General features: G+C 60.6%; 21 protein-coding genes. 8 read left to right on the plus strand and 13 right to left on the minus strand.

Going from position 1 to position 20,294, the window contains the following annotated elements; translation table 11 throughout:
• Positions 1–4 precede the first annotated feature (4 nt).
• From CWC48_RS03050 to dapA, 3 genes are read right to left on the minus strand one after another with little or no spacing between them, the layout of a single operon-like run.
• Positions 5–763 (minus strand): MBL fold metallo-hydrolase, encoded by a 759-nt coding sequence (locus CWC48_RS03050; RefSeq protein WP_078047352.1) that lies wholly within the window; start codon positions 761–763, stop codon positions 5–7.
• A 4-nt stretch (positions 764–767) separates the two neighbouring features.
• Positions 768–1,883 carry an outer membrane protein assembly factor BamC gene (gene bamC / locus CWC48_RS03055; RefSeq protein WP_100491312.1) on the minus strand — a complete coding sequence of 372 codons (1,116 nt, stop codon included), beginning with the start codon at positions 1,881–1,883 and terminating at the stop codon, positions 768–770.
• A 17-nt stretch (positions 1,884–1,900) separates the two neighbouring features.
• Positions 1,901–2,779 carry a 4-hydroxy-tetrahydrodipicolinate synthase gene (gene dapA / locus CWC48_RS03060; protein WP_078047350.1) on the minus strand — a complete coding sequence of 293 codons (879 nt, stop codon included), beginning with the start codon at positions 2,777–2,779 and terminating at the stop codon, positions 1,901–1,903.
• A gap of 273 nt (positions 2,780–3,052) precedes the next feature.
• On the opposite strand from dapA, the gene CWC48_RS03065 reads away from it, so the two are divergent.
• Both CWC48_RS03065 and CWC48_RS03070 read left to right on the plus strand, forming a co-directional pair.
• On the plus strand, positions 3,053–3,613 hold the full coding sequence (locus CWC48_RS03065) for a glycine cleavage system protein R (RefSeq protein ID WP_003172487.1): 561 nt from the start codon (positions 3,053–3,055) through the stop codon (positions 3,611–3,613).
• A gap of 10 nt (positions 3,614–3,623) precedes the next feature.
• The gene (locus tag CWC48_RS03070; RefSeq protein WP_025855402.1) at positions 3,624–4,097 is read left to right on the plus strand and encodes a peroxiredoxin; all 474 of its coding nucleotides are present in this window, start codon (positions 3,624–3,626) and stop codon (positions 4,095–4,097) included.
• 115 nt (positions 4,098–4,212) lie between these two features.
• Here the strand turns inward: CWC48_RS03070 and CWC48_RS03075 are convergent, their stop codons facing one another.
• Positions 4,213–5,283 carry an AI-2E family transporter gene (locus CWC48_RS03075; RefSeq protein WP_012722771.1) on the minus strand — a complete coding sequence of 357 codons (1,071 nt, stop codon included), beginning with the start codon at positions 5,281–5,283 and terminating at the stop codon, positions 4,213–4,215.
• Positions 5,284–5,313: 30 nt separating this feature from the next.
• Positions 5,314–5,553 (minus strand): sulfurtransferase TusA family protein, encoded by a 240-nt coding sequence (locus tag CWC48_RS03080; RefSeq protein ID WP_010212198.1) that lies wholly within the window; start codon positions 5,551–5,553, stop codon positions 5,314–5,316.
• Between the two features lie 95 nt (positions 5,554–5,648).
• On the opposite strand from CWC48_RS03080, the gene CWC48_RS03085 reads away from it, so the two are divergent.
• Positions 5,649–7,082, plus strand: coding sequence for a M48 family metalloprotease (locus tag CWC48_RS03085; protein WP_078047349.1), 1,434 nt, complete (start codon positions 5,649–5,651; stop codon positions 7,080–7,082).
• 65 nt (positions 7,083–7,147) lie between these two features.
• Here the strand turns inward: CWC48_RS03085 and CWC48_RS03090 are convergent, their stop codons facing one another.
• The 4 genes from CWC48_RS03090 to rpoE form a co-directional block, all read right to left on the minus strand.
• Positions 7,148–8,587, minus strand: coding sequence for a DegQ family serine endoprotease (locus CWC48_RS03090; protein ID WP_078047348.1), 1,440 nt, complete (start codon positions 8,585–8,587; stop codon positions 7,148–7,150).
• A gap of 234 nt (positions 8,588–8,821) precedes the next feature.
• Entirely contained in the window at positions 8,822–9,784 is a 963-nt protein-coding gene (locus tag CWC48_RS03095; RefSeq protein WP_100491313.1) for a MucB/RseB C-terminal domain-containing protein, read from the minus strand.
• A gap of 15 nt (positions 9,785–9,799) precedes the next feature.
• On the minus strand, positions 9,800–10,387 hold the full coding sequence (locus CWC48_RS03100) for a sigma-E factor negative regulatory protein (RefSeq protein WP_003172479.1): 588 nt from the start codon (positions 10,385–10,387) through the stop codon (positions 9,800–9,802).
• A 32-nt stretch (positions 10,388–10,419) separates the two neighbouring features.
• Positions 10,420–11,001, minus strand: coding sequence for an RNA polymerase sigma factor RpoE (gene rpoE, locus CWC48_RS03105; RefSeq protein WP_003172477.1), 582 nt, complete (start codon positions 10,999–11,001; stop codon positions 10,420–10,422).
• Positions 11,002–11,464: 463 nt separating this feature from the next.
• On the opposite strand from rpoE, the gene nadB reads away from it, so the two are divergent.
• Entirely contained in the window at positions 11,465–13,081 is a 1,617-nt protein-coding gene (gene nadB / locus CWC48_RS03110; protein ID WP_100491314.1) for an L-aspartate oxidase, read from the plus strand.
• On the opposite strand, the gene CWC48_RS03115 is transcribed toward nadB, so the two are convergent.
• Complete coding sequence (locus tag CWC48_RS03115) at positions 13,050–13,496, minus strand: protein YgfX (protein ID WP_100491315.1); 447 nt, start codon at positions 13,494–13,496, stop codon at positions 13,050–13,052. The two genes, nadB and CWC48_RS03115, sit on opposite strands and share 32 nt — an antisense overlap.
• Positions 13,480–13,734: a succinate dehydrogenase assembly factor 2 gene (locus CWC48_RS03120; RefSeq protein WP_012722757.1), complete on the minus strand. Its 255-nt coding sequence runs from the start codon at positions 13,732–13,734 to the stop codon at positions 13,480–13,482. The genes CWC48_RS03115 and CWC48_RS03120 overlap by 17 nt, the downstream gene beginning before the upstream one ends.
• 140 nt (positions 13,735–13,874) lie before the next feature.
• On the opposite strand from CWC48_RS03120, the gene CWC48_RS03125 reads away from it, so the two are divergent.
• Both CWC48_RS03125 and CWC48_RS03130 read left to right on the plus strand, forming a co-directional pair.
• The gene (locus tag CWC48_RS03125) at positions 13,875–14,816 is read left to right on the plus strand and encodes a folate-binding protein YgfZ (protein WP_100491316.1); all 942 of its coding nucleotides are present in this window, start codon (positions 13,875–13,877) and stop codon (positions 14,814–14,816) included.
• A gap of 36 nt (positions 14,817–14,852) precedes the next feature.
• Positions 14,853–15,674, plus strand: a complete 822-nt coding sequence (locus CWC48_RS03130; protein WP_078047343.1) for an HDOD domain-containing protein — start codon at positions 14,853–14,855, stop codon at positions 15,672–15,674.
• Here the strand turns inward: CWC48_RS03130 and CWC48_RS03135 are convergent, their stop codons facing one another.
• Positions 15,675–17,060, minus strand: coding sequence for a sensor histidine kinase (locus tag CWC48_RS03135; protein WP_078047342.1), 1,386 nt, complete (start codon positions 17,058–17,060; stop codon positions 15,675–15,677).
• Positions 17,053–17,724: a response regulator gene (locus CWC48_RS03140; RefSeq protein WP_017736361.1), complete on the minus strand. Its 672-nt coding sequence runs from the start codon at positions 17,722–17,724 to the stop codon at positions 17,053–17,055. The genes CWC48_RS03135 and CWC48_RS03140 overlap by 8 nt, the downstream gene beginning before the upstream one ends.
• 235 nt (positions 17,725–17,959) lie before the next feature.
• Here CWC48_RS03140 and CWC48_RS03145 point away from each other — a divergent pair, with 235 nt between their 5' ends.
• Positions 17,960–19,252, plus strand: coding sequence for an OprD family porin (locus tag CWC48_RS03145; RefSeq protein ID WP_100491317.1), 1,293 nt, complete (start codon positions 17,960–17,962; stop codon positions 19,250–19,252).
• 27 nt (positions 19,253–19,279) lie between these two features.
• Positions 19,280–20,269 carry a tripartite tricarboxylate transporter substrate binding protein gene (locus tag CWC48_RS03150; protein ID WP_170856104.1) on the plus strand — a complete coding sequence of 330 codons (990 nt, stop codon included), beginning with the start codon at positions 19,280–19,282 and terminating at the stop codon, positions 20,267–20,269.
• The last annotated feature ends 25 nt before the right edge of the window (positions 20,270–20,294 follow it).

Consider the following 20,294-nt stretch of genomic DNA (forward strand, 5'->3'; position numbering starts at 1 on the left):
TGGGCTAGGCGATGTGTCGCCAGTCGAGCCCTGAATCTTGATCGGCCAGTTGCAGCCAGTCCGGGTCGCACCCGAGGGTGTCGACAAAACATTGCCGGGCCAGCTGCGGCAGGTTGTTCTTGCTGCTCAGGTGGGCCAGGACCAGGTGTTGCAAGTCTTGCCAGCCCAACTCATACACCAGGTACGCCGCCTGGTGGTTGTTCAAATGTCCCAGTTCGCCGCCCACCCGCTGCTTGAGGAAGTAGGGGTAGTGACCGCGAGCCAACAGGTCTCGGCAGTGGTTGGACTCGATCATCAAGGCATCGAGGTTCCGGTAGCCGTCCAGCACCCTGGCGCAGTAGGAGCCCAGGTCGGTCAGCACGCCGAAACGCCGCTCACCGTCACTGAATACATACTGCGTCGGTTCCTGGGCGTCGTGCGCCACGGCAACCACATCGATGCTCAAGGCGCCGATTTGAAGCTGCTCGCCACCGGCCAGGAAACCTGCGGGTTCAATGGGTTTGCGCATCCCGCGCAAGGTACCGCGACTGAGGTACACCGGAAGATTGTAGCGCCGAGACAGCAAACCCACGCCATGCACGTGGTCGGCATGTTCGTGGGTCACCAGAATCGCGCTCAGCTGCGCGGGATGAACCCCCAGGCGCAGCAGGCGCCGCTCGGTTTCCCTTAGCGAGAAACCACAATCCACCAGCACGTACGTGTCGTCGTGGGCGACCAGCGTACCGTTCCCTTGGCTACCGCTGCCGAGAACGGCAAAACGCACCGGATCAGCCCAGGTTGTCTTGAATCACGCCCAACACTTTGCGCGCTGTTTCAGCGGGCGCAACGGTATTGATGTTCTTCTCGACGGTGACTTGCACGCTTTCGCCCACCTTGCTCAAACGAACCTGGTAACGCTCGGCGCGGGTCTCGATCTCTTCCTTGGTCGGCTTGCTGCCGAACAGTTTGCCGAAGAAGCCAGGCTCGTCATCTTTACGCTCGGCTTTTTCAGCCACGTTGATGTAGTACAAGCCCAGGCTGCGGTTGATGTCTTCAACACGCCAAGGGCCCTGCTCCAATGCGCGGCCGACACTGGCCCAGGCACGGTCGAGGTCTTCACCCAGGTTCAGCACCACGTTGCCGCTGCCGTCTTCGGTGAGGCTGACGCGGCTCGGGGTGTCGTAATCACGTGCGGCGAGCAGGGAAACGGAACCGCCCTTCTCGGAGATACGGCTCATGCTGGCCAGCATCTCGTCGACCAGCGCCGAGTCGACACCGGTGTTGACCGAGCGATTGGTGAACTCAACGTTGGCGGTGCTGCCGGCCGGACGCTCGGCGCTGACCACGTAGACTTCACTGGTATTACGCTGCACGCCTGGCTCGATGCGTACACGCACACGGGCTTCTCTGTCGGAGGCGACACCACCGGCCTGCAGGCGCTTGGCCATGGTGGCGGACAGCTCGCTGCCCTGCTGCCACGCCGTGGTGAATTCACCGGTCTGAGGACGCTGTTCGTCGATGCGGAAACCGTTGTCCTGGAAGAACTGCACGGCCACTGGCCAGACTTCGGCAGGTGGGCGCTGAGCCACGATCCAGCGGGAGTCGCCGCTCTTCTGCAGGCTGTAGTCGCTGGCATCCGCCACGGCCGAGATCGGCTGCGGACGTGGCACCACGTACTCACCCTTGGTGGTGTCGTCGGCAACGTTGCGCGGGATCGGCAGCAACGGGTCAAGACGCTTGGCGACGTTGACGCCTGGCGGCAATTCCATCGGTTTGGTGGGTTTTGCTTCCAGGTAATCGCTGCCGCGGTCACGGAAGTAGCCTTCCGGGCCCCAGATCCAACCGCAGCCACTGGTGCTGGAGATAATCAAGGCAAGTGCGGAAAGTCCGGCCAATCGCTTCATGCGTAGTGCTTCCTCAATTAAACCAGGACGCCGGACTGGCGCAGGGCCTGTCGCAGCGGTTCGTGACAGGCGTCGCTGAGACGGGTGAGCGGCAGACGGATACCGTCCGGCATCATGCCCATTTCAGTCAGTGCCCATTTCACGGGAATAGGGTTGGATTCGATAAACAGTGTCTTGTTGAGCGGCATCAGCTTTTCGTGGATCGCGCGGGCGGTCACGGCGTCGCCGGCAATGGCGGCGGCGCACATTTCGCTCATGGCACGCGGGGCCACGTTGGCGGTCACGGAGATATTGCCTTTACCACCCAGCAGGATCAGCTCGACAGCCGTGGCGTCGTCACCGGAATACACCAGGAAATCGCTGCTCACGCCGGCCAGGATGTCCTTGGCGCGCTGCAGGTCGCCAGTGGCTTCCTTAATACCGATGATGTTCGGCACGGTGGACAGGCGAATCACCGTCTCGGCCTTCATGTCGCACGCGGTACGACCCGGCACGTTATAGAGGATCTGCGGAATGTCGACGGCTTCGGCAATGGCGCGGAAGTGCTGGTACAGGCCTTCCTGGGTCGGCTTGTTGTAGTACGGGGTCACCAGCAGGCAGGCATCGGCGCCGGCCTTCTTGGCATTTTTGGTCAGCTCGATCGCTTCACGCGTCGAGTTGGCGCCCGTACCGGCGATCACGGCTATACGGCCCGCGACACGCTTGACCACGAATTCGATCACCTGGATGTGCTCTTCCACATCGAGGGTGGCCGATTCACCGGTGGTGCCGACCGCCACGATGGCATTGGTGCCTTCTTGCAGGTGGAAGTCCACCAGTTTGCCCAGGCTGTCCCAGTCGAGATGACCTTGTGCATCCATGGGTGTGACCAGTGCCACCATACTGCCCGCAATCATGCAACCGCTCCTGCCGGAAAAAGAGAGCCGTAATGGTACTGGCGCCAAGATGCTTGCACAAGCGAAGTACCGCCTGAGGATGCGTTCTGGCGCAACTAAACGACGGGCAATGCCATCATTGGGCAAAAGCACGCCTAGAAGCACGCTGAAATCAGACCGTTCACGTAATGAAAACGCCACCTCCTATCCCTTGGCGACGGTTTTCGCTACCCTTCATCCTTTGATCGATACGGCCCTCACGGTATCGACCGCTCATCGTTTTAGGAAGGCTGCATGTCCACCCCCACAGTTCGCGAACAATTCCTTGTTATCAGTGCCCTCGGCGCCAACCCCATGGAGCTGACCAACGTCCTGTGCCGCGCCAGCCATGAAAACCGCTGCGCCGTCGTGACCTCGCGCCTGACCCGCCATGGCGAGTGCAGTGCGCTGGTCCTGCAGATCTCCGGCACCTGGGATGCCCTGGCGCGCCTGGAGACCGGCCTGCCAGGCCTGGCCAAGAAGCACGACTTCACGGTCAATGTAGTGCGCAGTGCTGCCTTGGAGAATCGTCCCCAGGCCCTGCCTTATGTCGCGTATGTCAGCTCCGCCTACCGCTCGGACATCGTCAACGAACTGTGCCAGTTCTTCATCGACCACAACGTCGAGCTGGAGAACCTGACCTGCGACACCTACCAGGCCCCGCAGACCGGCGGCACCATGCTCAACGCTACGTTTACCGTAACCTTGCCGGCTGGCGTGCAGATCAGCTGGTTGCGCGACCAGTTCCTGGATTTCGCCGATGCCCTGAACCTCGACGCCTTGATCGAGCCATGGCGCCCACAGAACCCAATGTAAGGAAGTTTTCATGGCGGTAGTCATCGACAAACCCGTAGCCGATTTCGAAGCCCAGGCCACCAGCGGCCAGACCTTCAGCCTTGCAGCCCTCAAAGGCAAGCAAGTGGTGATCTACTTCTACCCGAAGGACAGCACGCCGGGCTGCACCACCGAAGGCCAGGGCTTTCGTGACCAATACGCGGCGTTCAAGGCCGCCAACACCGAGGTGTTTGGCGTGTCGCGCGACAGCGTGAAGTCCCACGAGAACTTCAAGGGCAAGCAGGAATTCCCCTTCGAGCTGATCAGTGACAAGGATGAAGCAGTTTGCCAGTTGTTTGATGTGATCAAGCTGAAGAAGCTGTACGGCAAGGAATACCTGGGTGTGGATCGCAGCACCTTCCTGATCGACAGCGAAGGTGTGCTGCGCCAGGAATGGCGTGGTGTGAAAGTGCCGGGCCACGTGGATGCCGTTTTGGCGGCGGCGCAGGCGCTGAACAAGGCCTGATCGCTACGGCGTCCTTTGGATTGTCATCGCCGGCCAGCCGGCTCCTACATTTGTTACACAACCCCTTGTAGGAGCCGGCTTGCCGGCGATAGCGTCTTCGATCGCCCCGCAACCTTCAAAGCAACGGCGCCACCACCGGCTCCTGCCGCGGCCACGCATCCAGCACCGCCTTGAACAGCGTCGCCAGCGGGATCGCAAAGAACACGCCCCAGAATCCCCACAGCCCACCAAACAACAGCACCGCACAGATGATCGCCACCGGGTGCAGGTTGACCGCCTCCGAGAACAGCAGCGGCACCAGCACGTTGCCATCCAGGGTCTGGATGATCCCGTATACCGCCATCAGGTAGATGAACTGGTCGCTCCAGCCCCACTGGAACAAGGCGATCAAGGTCACGGGTACGGTCACCACCACGGCGCCGACATAGGGCACCACCACTGAAATACCGACAAGCAAAGCCAGCAAGGCCGCGTAGTTCAGGTCCAGTGCAATAAAGGCGATGTAGGTCACGCCTCCGCAGATAATGATCTCGATGACCTTGCCACGGATGTAGTTGGCGATCTGCCGGTTCATTTCCTCGGCCACCCGAGTGATGAGCGCACGCTCACGCGGCAGATAGCCACGCACCCAGCGGCCGATCATGGCGCGATCCTTGAGGAAGAAAAACACCAGGATCGGCACCAGCACCAGGTAGATCATGATGTTGACCAGCAGCGGCAGGCTGGACAGCGAAAAGGTCAGCGCCCATTGGCCAAACTTGCCGATCTCGCCGCGCGCCACTTCGATGGCTTGCAACACCTGCTCGTCTGACACCAGGTGCGGGTAGCGTTCCGGCAACAGCAGCAACAGCGACTGCCACTTGGCGAGCATGCCTGGCAACTCGTTGAACAGCGTAATCAGTTGGTGCCACAGCAGCGGCAACACCACCACGATAAACAACACCAACAGGCCCATGAACAAGGCGAAAACCAGCCCTACCGCGGCTCCGCCTGGCAAGCGCAAGCGTTCCAGCGTGGTGACCAGGCCTTGCATCAAGTAAGCCAGCACCATCCCCGCCAATACAGGCGCCAGCATGCCGCCCAAGGTGAGCACGGCCGTAAAGGCCAGAAACAGCAGGACCGCCAGCACCACCGCTTCCTCATCGGAGAAGTAGCGCTGAATCCAGTCTCGTAACACTTTGAACATCAATCAACCTCGGGTGATGGGGCAAACGGTTCAGGCCTTGCGCAACCAGTAACGGTACACACCAGCAGCGTCTTCTTCATGCAACAGGGTGTGGCCGGCCAGCTTGGCAAAGGTACGAAAATCACGCTGGGAGCCCGCATCCGTGGCGATCACCTTGAGCACTGCGCCGCTGGCCAAACGGTTGAGTTCCAGCTTGGCCTTGAGCAAGGGCAACGGGCAGTTGAGGCCGCTGGCGTCGAGTTCGGCATCAAAGGCTACAGCGTCGGTCATGGTTTTACTCCGGACACGCGTTTGGGTTGCTTAGAATATCTGGTCCGAAGCTCAGTGTCCGGCTACAGTAAGCTCTTTGTCGAAAGGCTTTGTGCATGACTTTTTTGCGCCCTACCCTGCTGACGCTGGCTTGCCTGCTGGCCTCCCCAGGCTTCGCTGACGACCTGCCGTCACTTGGCGACGCCAGTTCTGCCATTGTCTCACCACAACAGGAATACCAACTGGGCCGCGCCTGGCTGGCCTACCTGCGGGGCCAGGTCTCGCAACTCAACGACCCGCAGCTCAAGGACTACGTCGAAACCAGCGTGTACAAACTGGTGGAGACCAGCCAGGTCAACGACCGGCGCCTGGAGTTCATCCTGATCAACAGCCCGCAATTGAACGCCTTTGCCGCACCTGGCGGGATTGTCGGCGTCAACGGTGGCCTGTTCCTCAACGCCCAGACCGAAGGGGAATATGCCTCGGTACTGGCTCACGAATTAGCGCACTTGTCCCAACGTCACTTCGCCCGTGGCGTTGAAGCGCAACAGCGCATGCAACTCCCGATGATGGCTGCCCTGCTCGGCGGCATTATTGCAGCAGCCGCCGGCGCCGGTGATGCCGGTATTGCCGCCATCGCCGGTACCCAGGCCGCCGCCATCCAGGAGCAACGCCGGTTCTCACGCCAGAACGAACAGGAAGCAGACCGTATCGGCATTCTCAACCTGGAAAAAGCCGGCTACGACCCGCGCTCCATGCCGACCATGTTCGAGCGCCTGATGCGCCAATACCGCTTCGATGCCAAGCCACCGGAATTCCTGCTGACGCACCCGGTTACCGAATCGCGGATCGCCGACACGCGCAACCGCGCCGAGCAGGCCAAGCCTGGCGGCAAGGAAGACAGCCTGCGCTATCAACTGATTCGGGCGCGGGTGCAGCTGCAATACGAAGACACCTCGGGCCTCGCCGCCAAGCGCTTCCAGGCGCAGTTGGATGAGAACCCAAAGAACGATGTGGCGCGCTACGGCCTGGCTATCGCCCAGATCAAAGGCTCCCAGTTCAAACAGGCACGGGACAATCTGGCGCCGCTGCTGGCCAAGTCCCCGAACGACATCACCTACAACCTGGCGCAGATCCAGTTGGACATCGACAACAGCCGCCTGCCGGATGCCCAGCAACGTACAGATCGGATGCTGACCCAGTATCCCGGCAATTACCCATTGAATCAGGTGCGCGTGGACCTACTGCTGAAGCAGAACCGCACGGCGGATGCGGAGAAGGCGCTGGACAGCCTGCTCAAGTCGCGCCCGGATGACCCGGACGTCTGGTACCAGGTTGCCGAGACACGCGGGTTGTCGGGCAATATCATCGGCCTGCATCAGGCCCGCGCGGAGTACTTTGCATTGGTGGGTGATTTCCAGCAGGCCATTCAACAGTTGGATTTCGCCAAGCGCCGCGCGGGTAACAATTTCCCGCTGTCTTCACGTATCGACGCACGCCAGCGTGAGCTGATCGAACAGGAACGCCTGGTCAAAGGGATGATGAGCTAAACCCATCAGGCACAAAAAAGCCCCGCCCTCGTTAAACGAAGGCGGGGCTTTTTGCTTTTACCGACTTACTCAGCCAGTTTGAAGGTGATGAAGCTCGCACGTCCCTGACGCAGCACACGCATCGACACCGAACGGTTCTTCGGCAACGCCTTGGCGATGTCGGTGAATTGCTTGGTGGTATCGATTGCCTGGTTGTTCAGATGGGTGATGACATCACCTGGCTGCAGGCCGATCAGGGAGGCGGGGCCGTCCTGCACTTCCTTGATCACGACGCCGCTCTTGAGGTCGAAGCTCTTCTTCTGCTCATCGGTCAATTCGGCTACAGCAATGCCCAGGCGATTGCTGCTGCGCTCGGCACCCGGCTTGGCGTTGCCCAGGGCATCCAGTGTTGCGCCTTCTTCTGGGATAGCGCCCACGGTCAGCTCTACGGTCTGGCGCTTGCCTTCACGGATCACTTCCAGCTTGGCCTTGCTGCCAGCCTTGAGAGCACCGACCAAGTGCGGCAGGTCAGCCGACATGACAATCGGTTGGCCGTTCATGCTCAGGATCACGTCGCCGACTTGCAGGCCACCCTTGGCAGCCGGGCCATCGTCCTGGATCTGTGCGACCAGGGCACCGGCCGGCTTGTCGAGGCCAAAGGATTCAGCCAGGTCTTTGTTCACTTCTTGGATGACCACGCCCAACCAGCCACGGCTGACCTTGCCGCCGCTTTTCAGTTGGTTGGAAACATCCATGGCCACGTCGATCGGGATGGCGAACGACACGCCCATGAAGCCACCGGAACGGGTGTAGATCTGCGAGTTGATGCCAACCACTTCGCCCGCCAGGTTGAACAGCGGACCACCGGAGTTACCCGGGTTGATCGGCACGTCGGTCTGGATGAACGGCACGTAGTTTTCGTTCGGCAGGCTGCGGCCAATGGCGCTGACGATACCTTGGGTGACGGTATGGTCAAAGCCAAACGGCGAGCCGATGGCGACGACCCATTGCCCGGCTTTCAGGTCCTGGGATTTACCCAGCTTAAGCACAGGCAAGTCCTTGCCTTCGATCTTCAGCAACGCCACATCGGAACGAGGGTCGGTGCCGACCAGCTTGGCTTTCAGCTCACTGCGATCAGCCAGGCGCACGAGGATCTCATCGGCGTCGGCAATCACGTGGTTGTTGGTGAGGATATAGCCGTCCGGAGAAATGATGAAGCCCGAGCCCAGGGACTGGGCCTCACGCTGGCCGCCACCGCCGCCGCGGGGTGCGCGCTGTTGCGGCATGCCACGCTCAAAGAATTCACGCAGCATTGGCGGCAGGCCTTCCAGGTCTGGCATCTGCTGGTTGGAGACTTTGCGGTCCGGCAGTTTTTGCGTGGTACTGATGTTCACCACCGCAGGCGAGGCTTGCTCAACCAATTGGGTGAAGTCAGGCAACTCGGCTGCTTGCGCAGGCAAGGCCTGACCCAGCACCAATACCGTGGCGACTATGGTTAGGTAAGACTTTAAACGTGGTATCGACATACAGCTCCCGTTACGACGAGCAGGGTTGAGCGACAGGGTTCAAGAAACGCCGAAAACTGCGACCGACATCTTTGTTCCGCGAACAAAACAAGGCCAGAGCCGACAAGCCCTGACCTATAAAAAACATGAGAGATTTTTGCAAGTGAAAATGCTGATCCAGACATTTCATGCTCTCGGCAGCCAACCTGGCATGGAAATACATTGAAAGGTCAGGATGAACATAGGATTAACGACTCACGGCTGGGCGACTGGCTTTTTTTCACCGCGCACCGACAACGCGATCCGTTCAGCGGTGCCGATCGGAATTTCACCCACTACCGTCACCATCATCTCGCCATCGACTGTGTTGAGACGACGGGATACAGCGACCGTAGGGCCCAGTTGCGTGCGGGTTTCGGTGACACTCGCTTCACTGATCGGCTCAAGGAACACCGAGAAACGCGCCAGCCCGTCTTCGTACATCAGGCTGTCGACTGTGGCTTTGGTCTGGGTGTCTCTGCGGGCGCTGGTATTGGTCAACTGAAAGCCCGGCGGCAGCCATTCCAGGTGCCAAATCTGCGTAGGCTGCACTTCTGGCGCCTTGCTAGTGGCCACGGCAATAGGTGTGCACTCGCTGCTGGGCTGCAGATCGCGGTCGTCAGGTATTACCGACGTATTCAGTCGCGTGAACTGGAAGCGCTCAAGCAATTGCCCCTGGTCATTCAACAACAGCGATTTGAGCGGCAGTGCGGTTTCTCGATCCAGGTGCAACTCAAAACCGTAACGGTACTGGTCACGCGGCGTGATCGATACGATGACCGCATTTCTACCGGCCACACGGGATTTGCCAATGACAGCCAGTTCATAGAATTGATTGAGTTTTTGTGGATCAAGCGCACGTGAAGGGGCATCACGTGAATTGCCCAGGCCTGCGACGAGGGTGCCGCTGACACATTGTGTCCGGCCATCCAACCGCACGACTTCCTGGGCAGAACCATCGAGCTGCAAGAGCCGCTCACGTACCTGACCATCCTGGACACGATGCCAGATGTCATGGGTAGAGAAACTGCCGTTACGTTCGTAGACGAACGTACCTTGAAAGCTTTGCTGCTGCTCTGCACGCCCAAGTCGAGTCAGCCAGTCTTGGGCTTCATCGGCATGGGCGGGGAGTGCAAACCAACCACTGAGCAAAAGCGTAAGGAGCGGTATGGCTCGCATAGAGCTCCTTACGGATTAGCGGTTTTCCAGGCTTGCTGCACGAGCATAGGGCAGAGCGCTTTCAGTGCCTTTCAGGGCCGATTCCTGAGCGTGTTGGCGCAGGTACCCCGGAAGACGCTGGTCTTGCCAGCCAGATTGCCCTTGCAACACACCGTTGGCCATTGGACCGGTGGTGTCAGAGCTTTCCTTGTAACCGGCCAGGACTGCTGGGCCTTTGACTTGCGGACCGGCCATGACCGGTTGCTGAGTCTGTTGGGCCAGTTCGGCACCGGCGATTTCGTCCTGGTTGTACAGGCGAACACCAGCAAGCACGGCAACAGTTACCGAGGCAGCAACTGCCAGGCGACCCAGGCTACGCCATGGACCACGAGCAGCTTTTGCCGGAACGGCTTCATCAGCCAGCGCAGCAGAAACGGCCGCAGCAATATCCAGACGAGGGATTAGAAGATCCTTGTGCATCACCGCCCGAGCGACTTGGTAACGAGACCAGGTATCACGGGTTTCGGCATCATCAAATGCATTGAGCACTCGACGAAGTTCCAGTTCATCCGCTTCGTTATCCATCACTGCGGACAGCGATTCCTGCAGGGCATCACGACTCATGGCGGTTCCTCTCTTGGCTGTCGCCGCTGTCTTTAGTTCTCTTGCAACAACGGTTGCAAGGCTTTATCGATGGCTTCCCGGGCCCGGAAAATCCGTGACCTTACAGTCCCCACCGGACACTGCATGACGCTCGCAATGTCTTCGTAACTCAGACCATCGAATTCACGTAAAGTTAACGCCGTACGTAAATCTTCTGGAAGTTGCTGAATTGTGCGATGAACGGTGCCCTCGATCTCGTCGCGCAGCAATGCACGCTCCGGCGACTCGAGATCTTTGAGGCCGTGGTCACCATCATAAAATTCTGCATCTTCTGAACTTACATCACTATCCGGTGGGCGGCGCCCGCGAGACACCAGATAGTTCTTCGCCGTGTTGATGGCGATGCGGTACAGCCACGTGTAAAACGCACTGTCACCGCGAAAGTTACCAAGTGCACGGTAAGCCTTGATAAAGGCTTCCTGTGCAACGTCCTGCGCTTCATGGGTGTCGTGCACAAACCGCACGATCAACCCGAGAATTTTGTGCTGGTATTTCAGCACTAGCAGATCAAAAGCTCGCTTGTCGCCGCGTTGAACGCGCTCGACCAGCTGCTGATCCTCTTCCTGGGTTAGCATGAACACTCCTCGTTGTACTTGAAGGAGGCTTGCATAACTAAACGATCAGGCTTGCAAACATAGACTCGGTCTTTTCGCAAAAGTTCTCCCCCTTCAAGCAAGTTTCCGGCACGCACTGATTTGGCACACACGAAAAACGCAGTGCGGGCAACGCCGACTGCGCGAATAATCTTGTCGCCGGTTTTCTGACGCGTCCAATGCTCCCGACGGGCCAATAAACTCAACGTTTTCCCAGCTTTCGGGCAACCTGCTATTGAGTCGGGGCTTATGCAAAAAGTTCCCGTTCCAATAACCAGCCGATTTTACCCTAGCCGTGCACCGTAATCTCACATTGCCACGAATGCCCGGCTATTGTGCCGCTCCACCCCTCTATATACTAGTAGCCCGTGTGACCCTTTGATTCGCCGATCCAGGCGTCCTGTTTGCGCCACCTCTTCGGATCGCTTTTTGCGGAATCCCTCTAATGAGCCAACAGTTTCAACACGATGTCCTGGTGATCGGCAGCGGCGCGGCCGGTTTGAGCCTTGCACTCACCCTCCCCAGCCACCTGCGCATCGCGGTACTGAGCAAAGGCGACCTGGCCAATGGCTCGACGTTCTGGGCCCAAGGTGGTGTTGCAGCCGTGCTGGATGACACCGACACGGTGCAATCCCACGTCGAAGACACCCTTAATGCCGGTGGCGGCCTGTGCAATGAAGAAGCGGTGCGTTTCACCGTCGAGCACAGCCGCGAGGCGATCCAGTGGCTGATCGATCAAGGTGTTCCGTTTACCCGTGATGAACATGCGGGCAGCGACGACGGCGGTTTCGAGTTCCACCTGACCCGTGAAGGCGGCCACAGCCATCGCCGCATTATCCATGCCGCCGACGCCACTGGCGCTGCGATCTTCAAGACGCTGCTCGAACAAGCCCGGCAACGCCCCAACATCGAACTGCTCGAACAACGGGTCGCCGTTGACCTGATCACCGAAAAACGCCTGGGCCTCGATGGCGAACGCTGCCTTGGCGCCTACGTGCTCAACCGTGGCAGCGGCGAAGTCGACACCTACGGTGCGCGCTTCACCATCCTCGCCTCCGGTGGCGCAGCCAAGGTCTACCTCTACACCAGCAACCCCGACGGCGCCTGTGGAGATGGCATCGCCATGGCCTGGCGTTCGGGCTGCAGGGTGGCGAACCTGGAATTCAACCAGTTCCACCCCACCTGCCTGTATCACCCGCAGGCCAAGAGTTTCCTGATCACTGAAGCCCTGCGTGGCGAAGGCGCGCACCTGAAGCTGCCCAACGGCGAACGCTTCATGCAGCGCTTCGACCCACGCGCCGAACTGGCCCCGCGTGATATCGTCGCCCGCGCCATCGACCATGAAATGAAGCGCCTGGGCGTTGACTGCGTCTACCTGGACATCAGCCATAAGCCCGAAGCCTTCATCAAGACCCACTTCCCCACCGTCTACGAGCGCTGCCTGGCGTTCAACATCGACATCACCAAAGGCCCGATCCCGGTGGTGCCGGCCGCGCACTACACCTGCGGCGGCGTGATGGTTGACCAGCACGGCCGTACCGACGTGCCTGGCCTGTACGCGATTGGCGAAACCAGCTTCACCGGCTTGCACGGCGCCAACCGCATGGCCAGCAACTCGTTGCTCGAGTGCTTCGTCTACGCGCGCTCCGCGGCGGCGGACATTCTCGACCAACTGCCACGCATTCCTGTGCCGGCCGCCCTGCCCCGCTGGGACGCCAGCCAGGTTACCGACTCGGACGAAGACGTGATCATCGCGCACAACTGGGACGAACTGCGCCGCTTCATGTGGGACTACGTAGGAATCGTGCGCACCAACAAGCGCCTGCAACGCGCGCAACATCGCGTACGGCTGCTGCTGGATGAAATCGACGAGTTCTACAGCAACTATAAAGTCAGCCGCGACCTGATCGAGCTGCGCAACCTGGCCCAGGTGGCCGAACTGATGATCCGCTCAGCGATGGAGCGTAAGGAAAGCCGCGGCCTGCACTACACCCTCGACTACCCGCAGATGCTACCCGAGGCCCGCGACACTATCCTGGTGCCAACCACCTACGGCGGCTGAACTTGAGCCGCACGCGCAGGCGCCGATGCACATCGGCGACCAGCGCATCCCTGGGCACGCAGACCGTGCGCACCCACCATTCACCGGGTACTCGGTAACGCAGCACGACAATCAATGGCAGGGCGAGGCTGTCGGGACGCAGCTGCACGCTGCGCCAACCGTGCTCGGCGCTCAATAGCTGCCAGCCATCCGCGTCGCGGCGCAGGCCACGAATCGACGAACGGTGTGTCAGCAGGACGGCGCGCGGCAAAACCCAGGCGGCGTGCGCCAGGCACAACAGCAGGCCAAGGCTTGAATAAGACAGATCGAGAAACAAAAGCGCACCCAGCGTAAACAGCTGGGCAAGGAGATACGCCGCCAGCAACAGCCGTGAGGCCTGCCAGCGGCATTCAAAGCGATTACTTGGGCTGGACACGGTCCAGGATCATCCGGACCATGCGCTGCAGCTCCGGATCTTCAGATTCGGCACGCTCCATGAACCAGCCAAACATATCCTGATCCTCGCAAGTCAGCAGCCTGACGTAGAGGTCGCGATCCACCTGGTTGAGCGTTGCGTACACTTCTTTGGTGAAAGGCACCAACAACACATCCAACTCCAGCATGCCACGACGGCTGTGCCAGTAGAGGCGATTGATTTCTACTTCTTCGACCATGGAGCGCTCCTCAAATAGGCGGCAAGTATACAGGCCAGACGGCACCGGAACAGTCGGCTTTGGTCGCCCCATACGGAAACTATCCATTTGCCGGGCGCCCCTCTATGATGCACCCATGACTTTTTGACCTGCGATGACCCATGGCTGACTCTGCTTTCTTCTGCCCCCTGTCCCACGAAGGCGTTCTCGCCGTCCGCGGCGCCGACGCTGCCAAATTCCTTCAGGGCCAACTGACCTGCAACCTCAATTACCTGAGCGACACCCAGGCGAGCCTCGGCGCGCGCTGCACGCAAAAAGGGCGCATGCAGTCGAGCTTTCGCATCCTGCTGCAAGGTGACGGCGTGTTGCTGGCCATGGCCACCGAGCTGCTGGAACCGCAACTGGCAGACTTGAAGAAGTACGCCGTGTTCTCCAAATCCAAACTCACCGACGAAAGCACTGCCTGGGTGCGTTTCGGCCTGGCGAATGCTGACCAGGCCTTGTCCGGCCTTGGCCTGGCGCTGCCCGCCGAGACCGACAGCGTCGCCCGCGTCGATACCTTGATCGCCGTGCGCGTGTCCCCTGGCCGTGCCGAACTCTGGGTGCCCGCCGAGCAGGCCGACACTGTGCGCAGCCAACTGGCTGAACAGCTGCAACAAGCCGACTTGAATAAATGGCTGCTGGGCCAGGTCCGCGCCGGCATTGGCCAGGTCATGCCACAGACCCGCGAGCTGTTCATTCCGCAGATGCTCAACCTGCAGGCCATTGGCGGCGTGAGCTTCAAGAAAGGCTGCTACACCGGCCAGGAAATCGTCGCGCGCATGCAGTACCTGGGCAAACTCAAACGTCGCCTGTACCGCTTGAGCCTTAATGCGGCTGAAATGCCCGAGCCAGGCACTCCACTGTTTTCCCCCAGTCATAACAGCGCGATCGGCGAAGTGGTCATTGCCGCAAAAGCTGACCAGAGCGTTGAACTTCTGGCCGTGTTGCAAGCCGAAGCTGCCGATAGTGGCGATGTGCACTTAGGCACCCTCGAAGGCCCCGGCCTGCAACTGCTCGACTTGCCTTACACACTCGACCGTGATCGAGAGATCCAGCGTTAATCGCCGTACTTTTTTGCAACACCCTAGAGATCATGAATGAACAAGCTGGCGGAAAAAGTCCAACAGGCTTTAGTGACGGCCATCGATAACGATGACCTGGTTCTGCCGACATTGCCGGAAGTGGCCCTGAAGATACGTCAGGCTGCCGAAGACCCGGAAATCAGCATCAGCCACTTGAGCAAAGTGATCGGTCGTGACACCGCGCTGTCGGCACGCCTGATCAAAGTGGTCAACAGCCCGTTGTTGCGCGCCACCCAGGAAGTCACCGACCTGCATACCGCCATCACCCGGCTGGGCACCAACTACAGCAGCAACCTGGCGATCGGCCTGGTGATGGAGCAGATCTTCCACGCCCGCTCCGACGTGGTCGAACAAAAGATGCGTGATGTGTGGCGCCGCAGCCTGGAGGTCGCGGGCGTGAGTTACGCCCTGTGCCGCAGCCACAGTCAACTCAAGCCGGACCAGGCCGCCCTCGGCGGCCTGGTGCACCAGATCGGCGTGCTGCCGATCCTGACGTACGCCGAAGACCACTACGAGCTGCTGTCCGACCCGGTCAGCCTCAACCATGTCATCGAGAGCATTCACCCGTTGCTGGGCGACAAACTGCTGGGGGGCTGGGACTTCCCGGAAATGCTGGCTAAGCTGCCGGGCCAATACCTGGACTTGGAGCGCGACTCGCCCAGCCTCGACTACATCGACCTGGTGCAAGTGGCCGTGATGTATTGCCATCGCGGCACCGATCATCCGTTGGCAAACATCCCGGTTTCCACGCTGCCTGCGATCAAGAAACTGCGCGTCGACCCCTACAGCGACGCCTTGCGCGCCGAGCTGGATGAAGCCCGCTCGATGTTCTACTGATCAACCGGCGATAAAGCTCACCCGCACCTTCAGGCCGGCCTGCTCGCCATCGTGCAGGCTGATCTGCGCCAGGTGCGCCCGACAGATTTCGCCGACGATCGCCAAGCCCAGCCCCGACCCCATGCCCTGCTGACTGCGCCGGTAAAAGCGCTCGAACACCCGGTCGCGCTCGTCCAGCGGGATGCCTGGGCCATCATCTTCCACTTCCAGTACCGCCGGCGCCGTCACCCGCAGGATCACGTTGCCGCCCGGCGGCGTATGGGCCAGGGCGTTATCCACCAGGTTGCTCAACAGCTCGTTCAACAGGGTGGGCTCGCCGCGCAGCCACACCGGCTCGTCGGCTTCCAGCGCCAGCGCCACACCGCGTGCGTGAGCCAACGGCGCCATGGCCATGCCCAGCTCACGGGCCAACTGGCTAAGGTCAAGTAACTGCGCGCCGCCCTCGGCAATCGCGCGGGCACCATTTTCGATGCGTGCCAGAGACAACAATTGATTGGCCAGGTGAGTCAGGCGGTCAGTGCCCTGGGCTGCGGTCTCCAGAGTGCTGTGCCACGTGGCGGGGTCTTCGGCGCGCAAGCCCAGTTCCAGTCGCGCCTTGAGCGCGGCCAGTGGCGTACGCAATTCATGGGCTGCATCAGCAATAAACTGCGCCTGGCGCTCGAACTGGCCACGCAAGCGTTCGGTGAAGTGGTTGAGGGAACGCACCAATGGGCCAAACTCATGCTGCACTTCCACCAAAGGCAACGGCCGCAGGTCGTCAGGCTGGCGCTCTTCCACCGCCGAGCGCAGGCGCTCCAGTGGCCGCAATGCGGCACTCACGGCAAACCACACCAACAGCAACGCGCCGACGCCAAGCATGCCCAGGCGCAGCAAAGTATCAGCCATAAGGCTTCGGGCCATGCTCACGCGGGCCTCGTCGGTTTCGGCTACGCGGATTTCCGCCATGCCGTTCATGTTCGGTTCGGAGACGGCCTTGAGCAAGCTCACCACACGCACCGGCTGGCCCTGGTAGATGGCGTCATAGAAGCGCGCCAGCGCCGGATAGTCATCGGTGCGCGGCGTGCCGGGTGGTGGGCCAGGGAGGTTTTCGTAGCCGGAGATCAGCTTCTGGTCGATGTCGTTGACCTGGTAATAAATACGCCCGGCACTGTCGTAGGCAAAGGTGTCCAGCGCCACGTAGGGCACATTGGCGCTCAGGGTGCCGTCCACTTGAGTCAAGCCAGCGGCAATGGTGCGCGCCGAGGCCAGCAGCGTGCGGTCGTAGGCGGTGTCCGCAGCTTCGCGGCCATTCCAGTAGGCGCTCATGCCGCTGGCAAACATCAGCAGCACCAGCAACAGCGCCAGGTTCCACAACAGGCGCCAGCGCAGGCTGCTGGGCTTATGCATCGCGGGCTTCCAACAGGTAGCCGAGGCCACGGAAGGTCACGATGGCGATGGGCTGGCCGTCGAGTTTCTTGCGCAGGCGGTGCACGTAGATTTCGATGGCATCGGGGCTGGCTTCTTCGTCCAGGCCAAATACCTGTGAGGCCAATTGCTCCTTGCTCATCACCCGGCCAGGGCGGGCGATCAGTGCTTCAAGCACCGCTTGCTCGCGGGAAGTGAGCGTCATCAATTCGCCGCCTACGGTAAAGCGCCGGGTGTCGAGGTCGTAGACCAACACGCCGCAGGTCTGCTGGCGCTCGCCGCCCAACACACTGCGGCGCAGCAACGCTTTGACGCGCGCCTCCAACTCCGTCAACTCGAACGGTTTGGCGAGGTAGTCGTCCGCGCCCAGGTTCAGGCCATGCACGCGGTCTTTCACATCACTGCGCGCCGTCAGCATCAGCACGGGCAAATTCTTCCCACGGGCGCGCAAACGGGCGAGCACCTCGAAACCATCCATGCGTGGCAGCCCCACATCGAGGATCGCCGCGGCGTATTCCTCACTGCTCAGGGCCAGGTCCGCAGCCACGCCATCGTGCAGCACGTCAACGGTCAAACCCGTGCTCTTGAGCGCTTGCGCGACACTTTCAGCGAGTTGCAAATGGTCTTCAACCAGCAAGACACGCATGGATTTCTACCTCAGTCAGGGGTGGTTGGCACCACGCTTTGCCGGGCAGTTTACAGGCGCCGCCTGCCCTGTGAAGCCCGAAAACATTGAAAGGCAACTGAAAGGTTAGTGAAAGCTTCGCCCTTTAGCATCCAGCCAAGGTGGTCTGTGCCCACCGAGCTGCCTGAAGCGCAGCGCCCGAAAAACGCCTCGAAGCGTTTTCGCCAAAATAAGAACAATAACGGAGTACACAACGATGCTGTCGACACAGCCCCAGGCCCCCTCGCCTGTTCGTTTTTCTCGCCTGACCCAGACCGCCCTTGCCAGTGCTGCTACCCTTGCCGGCTTTTCGCCGCTTAGCCAGGCTGCCTTCTTCGAAGACAGTAGCGCGACCCTGGAAACCCGCAACATGTACTTCAACCGCGACTTTCGCGATGGCACCAGCGCACAGCAATCCAAGCGCGACGAATGGGCCCAGGGCTTCATGCTCAACCTGCAGTCGGGCTACACCGACGGCACCGTCGGCTTCGGTGTGGATGCGCTGGGCATGCTTGGGGTCAAGCTCGATTCCAGCCCCGACCGCACCGGCACCGGCCTGCTGCCCACCCATGACGATGGCCGCGCCGCCGACGAGTACTCCAAGCTGGGCCTGACCGGCAAAGTGAAGATCTCGGCCACCGAGCTGAAGATCGGCGCGCTGATCCCCGAACTGCCGATCCTCAAGCCCAACGACGGCCGCATCCTGCCGCAGACTTTCAATGGCGGCCTGATCACGTCCAAGGAATTCAAGAACCTGGTGTTCACCGGTGGTCGCCTCGATAAGGCCAAAGACCGCGACGACACCAACTACGAAGACATCGCCCTCAACAACAAGAACAGCCGCTTCGTCAGCGGCGCCACCGGCAAGCACTTCAACTTTGGCGGCGTCGACTACAAATTCGCCGACAAGATCACCGGCAGCTACCACTTCGCCCAACTCGACGACGTGTACCGCCAGCACTTCCTCGGCCTGGTGGCTGCGCGCCCGATGGGCCCTGGCACCTTCGGCACCGACCTGCGCCTAGCCATCAGCGATGACACCGGCAGCGCCCGCGGCGGCAAGATCGACAATAAATCCCTCAACGGCCTGTTCAGCTATGCCCTCAATGGCCACAAGCTCAGCGCCGGCTACCAGCACATGTCCGGCGACAGCGCCTTCCCGTATGTGGATGGCAGCGACCCGTACCTGGTCAACTTCGTGCAGATCAACGACTTTGCCGGCGCCGAAGAGCGTTCCTGGCAGGCGCGCTACGACTTCGACTTCGCCAAGCTGGGGATTCCCGGCCTGAGCTTCATGAGCCGTTACCTGTCAGGTGACAACATCAAGCTCAAGAACGGCGAGACCGGCAAGGAGTGGGAACGCAACAGCGAGATCAAGTACGTAGTGCAGACCGGCACGTTGAAGGACGTGGCCGTGCGCCTTCGCAACGCCACGTACCGCTCCAACTACTCAGCCCGTGATGCGGATGAAATGCGCCTGCTGGTGAGCTATAGCGTTGCGCTCTGGTAGTAACAACTCATAACAACAAAGACGGAGATAACCATGACCCTTTCACTGCGTAAATTGGCCCTCGCCGCCGGCTGCATGCTGTTCGCCGGCCAACTGCTGGCTGCCGACGAACCCAAGCGCCCGGAATGCATCGCCCCAGCCTCGCCGGGCGGTGGTTTTGACCTGACCTGCAAACTGGCGCAAAGCGCGCTGGTCAACGAGAAGTTGCTGAGCAAGCCGATGCGCGTGACCTACATGCCTGGCGGCGTCGGCGCAGTGGCCTACAACGCCGTGGTCGCCCAGCGTCCAGCCGATGCCGGCACCCTGGTAGCCTGGTCCAGCGGTTCGCTGTTGAACCTGGCCCAAGGCAAGTTTGGTCGCTTCGATGAAAGCGCCGTGCGTTGGTTGGCAGCGGTCGGCACCAGCTACGGGGCCATCGCAGTGAAAGCCGACTCGCCCTACAAGACCTTGGACGATTTGGTCAAAGCCCTGAAAAAAGATCCGGGCAGCGTGGTGATCGGTTCCGGCGGCACCGTTGGCAGCCAGGACTGGATGCAAACCGCGCTGATCGCCAAGGCGGCCGGGATCAACCCGCGTGAACTGCGTTATGTAGCCCTCGAAGGCGGCGGCGAAATTGCCACCGCCCTGCTCGGTGGCCATATCCAGGTGGGCAGTACCGACATCTCCGACTCCATGCCGCACATCTTGAGCGGCGACATGCGCCTGCTGGCCGTGTTCTCCGAACAGCGCCTGGACGAGCCGGAAATGAAGAATATTCCGACCGCCAAAGAGCAAGGCTACGACATCGTCTGGCCGGTGGTGCGTGGTTTCTACCTCGGGCCAAAAGTCAGCGATGCCGACTACGCCTGGTGGAAAGAAGCGTTCGACAAACTGCTGGCCTCGGAAGAGTTCGCCAAGCTGCGTGACCAGCGCGAGCTGTTCCCGTTCGCCATGACCGGCCCGGAGCTGGACACCTACGTGAAGAAACAGGTGGCTGACTACAAAGTGCTGGCCAAAGAGTTCGGCCTGATCCAGTAATCGCCCCTCTTTTGTGCGGCCACGC

The sequence above is a fragment of the Pseudomonas sp. S10E 269 genome (assembly GCF_002798465.1).
Classification (GTDB): domain Bacteria; phylum Pseudomonadota; class Gammaproteobacteria; order Pseudomonadales; family Pseudomonadaceae; genus Aquipseudomonas; species Aquipseudomonas pergaminensis.

Coding starts and splice junctions, on each gene's coding strand:
- bamC (WP_100491312.1), bottom strand. CDS start 1,883: ATGAAGCGATTGGCCGGACTTTCCGCACTTGCCTTGATTATCTCCAGC.
- dapA (WP_078047350.1), bottom strand. CDS start 2,779: ATGATTGCGGGCAGTATGGTGGCACTGGTCACACCCATGGATGCACAA.
- CWC48_RS03065 (WP_003172487.1), top strand. CDS start 3,053: ATGTCCACCCCCACAGTTCGCGAACAATTCCTTGTTATCAGTGCCCTC.
- CWC48_RS03070 (WP_025855402.1), top strand. CDS start 3,624: ATGGCGGTAGTCATCGACAAACCCGTAGCCGATTTCGAAGCCCAGGCC.
- CWC48_RS03075 (WP_012722771.1), bottom strand. CDS start 5,283: ATGTTCAAAGTGTTACGAGACTGGATTCAGCGCTACTTCTCCGATGAG.
- CWC48_RS03080 (WP_010212198.1), bottom strand. CDS start 5,553: ATGACCGACGCTGTAGCCTTTGATGCCGAACTCGACGCCAGCGGCCTC.
- CWC48_RS03085 (WP_078047349.1), top strand. CDS start 5,649: ATGACTTTTTTGCGCCCTACCCTGCTGACGCTGGCTTGCCTGCTGGCC.
- CWC48_RS03090 (WP_078047348.1), bottom strand. CDS start 8,587: ATGTCGATACCACGTTTAAAGTCTTACCTAACCATAGTCGCCACGGTA.
- CWC48_RS03095 (WP_100491313.1), bottom strand. CDS start 9,784: ATGCGAGCCATACCGCTCCTTACGCTTTTGCTCAGTGGTTGGTTTGCA.
- CWC48_RS03100 (WP_003172479.1), bottom strand. CDS start 10,387: ATGAGTCGTGATGCCCTGCAGGAATCGCTGTCCGCAGTGATGGATAAC.
- rpoE (WP_003172477.1), bottom strand. CDS start 11,001: ATGCTAACCCAGGAAGAGGATCAGCAGCTGGTCGAGCGCGTTCAACGC.
- nadB (WP_100491314.1), top strand. CDS start 11,465: ATGAGCCAACAGTTTCAACACGATGTCCTGGTGATCGGCAGCGGCGCG.
- CWC48_RS03120 (WP_012722757.1), bottom strand. CDS start 13,734: ATGGTCGAAGAAGTAGAAATCAATCGCCTCTACTGGCACAGCCGTCGT.
- CWC48_RS03125 (WP_100491316.1), top strand. CDS start 13,875: ATGGCTGACTCTGCTTTCTTCTGCCCCCTGTCCCACGAAGGCGTTCTC.
- CWC48_RS03130 (WP_078047343.1), top strand. CDS start 14,853: ATGAACAAGCTGGCGGAAAAAGTCCAACAGGCTTTAGTGACGGCCATC.
- CWC48_RS03135 (WP_078047342.1), bottom strand. CDS start 17,060: ATGCATAAGCCCAGCAGCCTGCGCTGGCGCCTGTTGTGGAACCTGGCG.
- CWC48_RS03140 (WP_017736361.1), bottom strand. CDS start 17,724: ATGCGTGTCTTGCTGGTTGAAGACCATTTGCAACTCGCTGAAAGTGTC.
- CWC48_RS03145 (WP_100491317.1), top strand. CDS start 17,960: ATGCTGTCGACACAGCCCCAGGCCCCCTCGCCTGTTCGTTTTTCTCGC.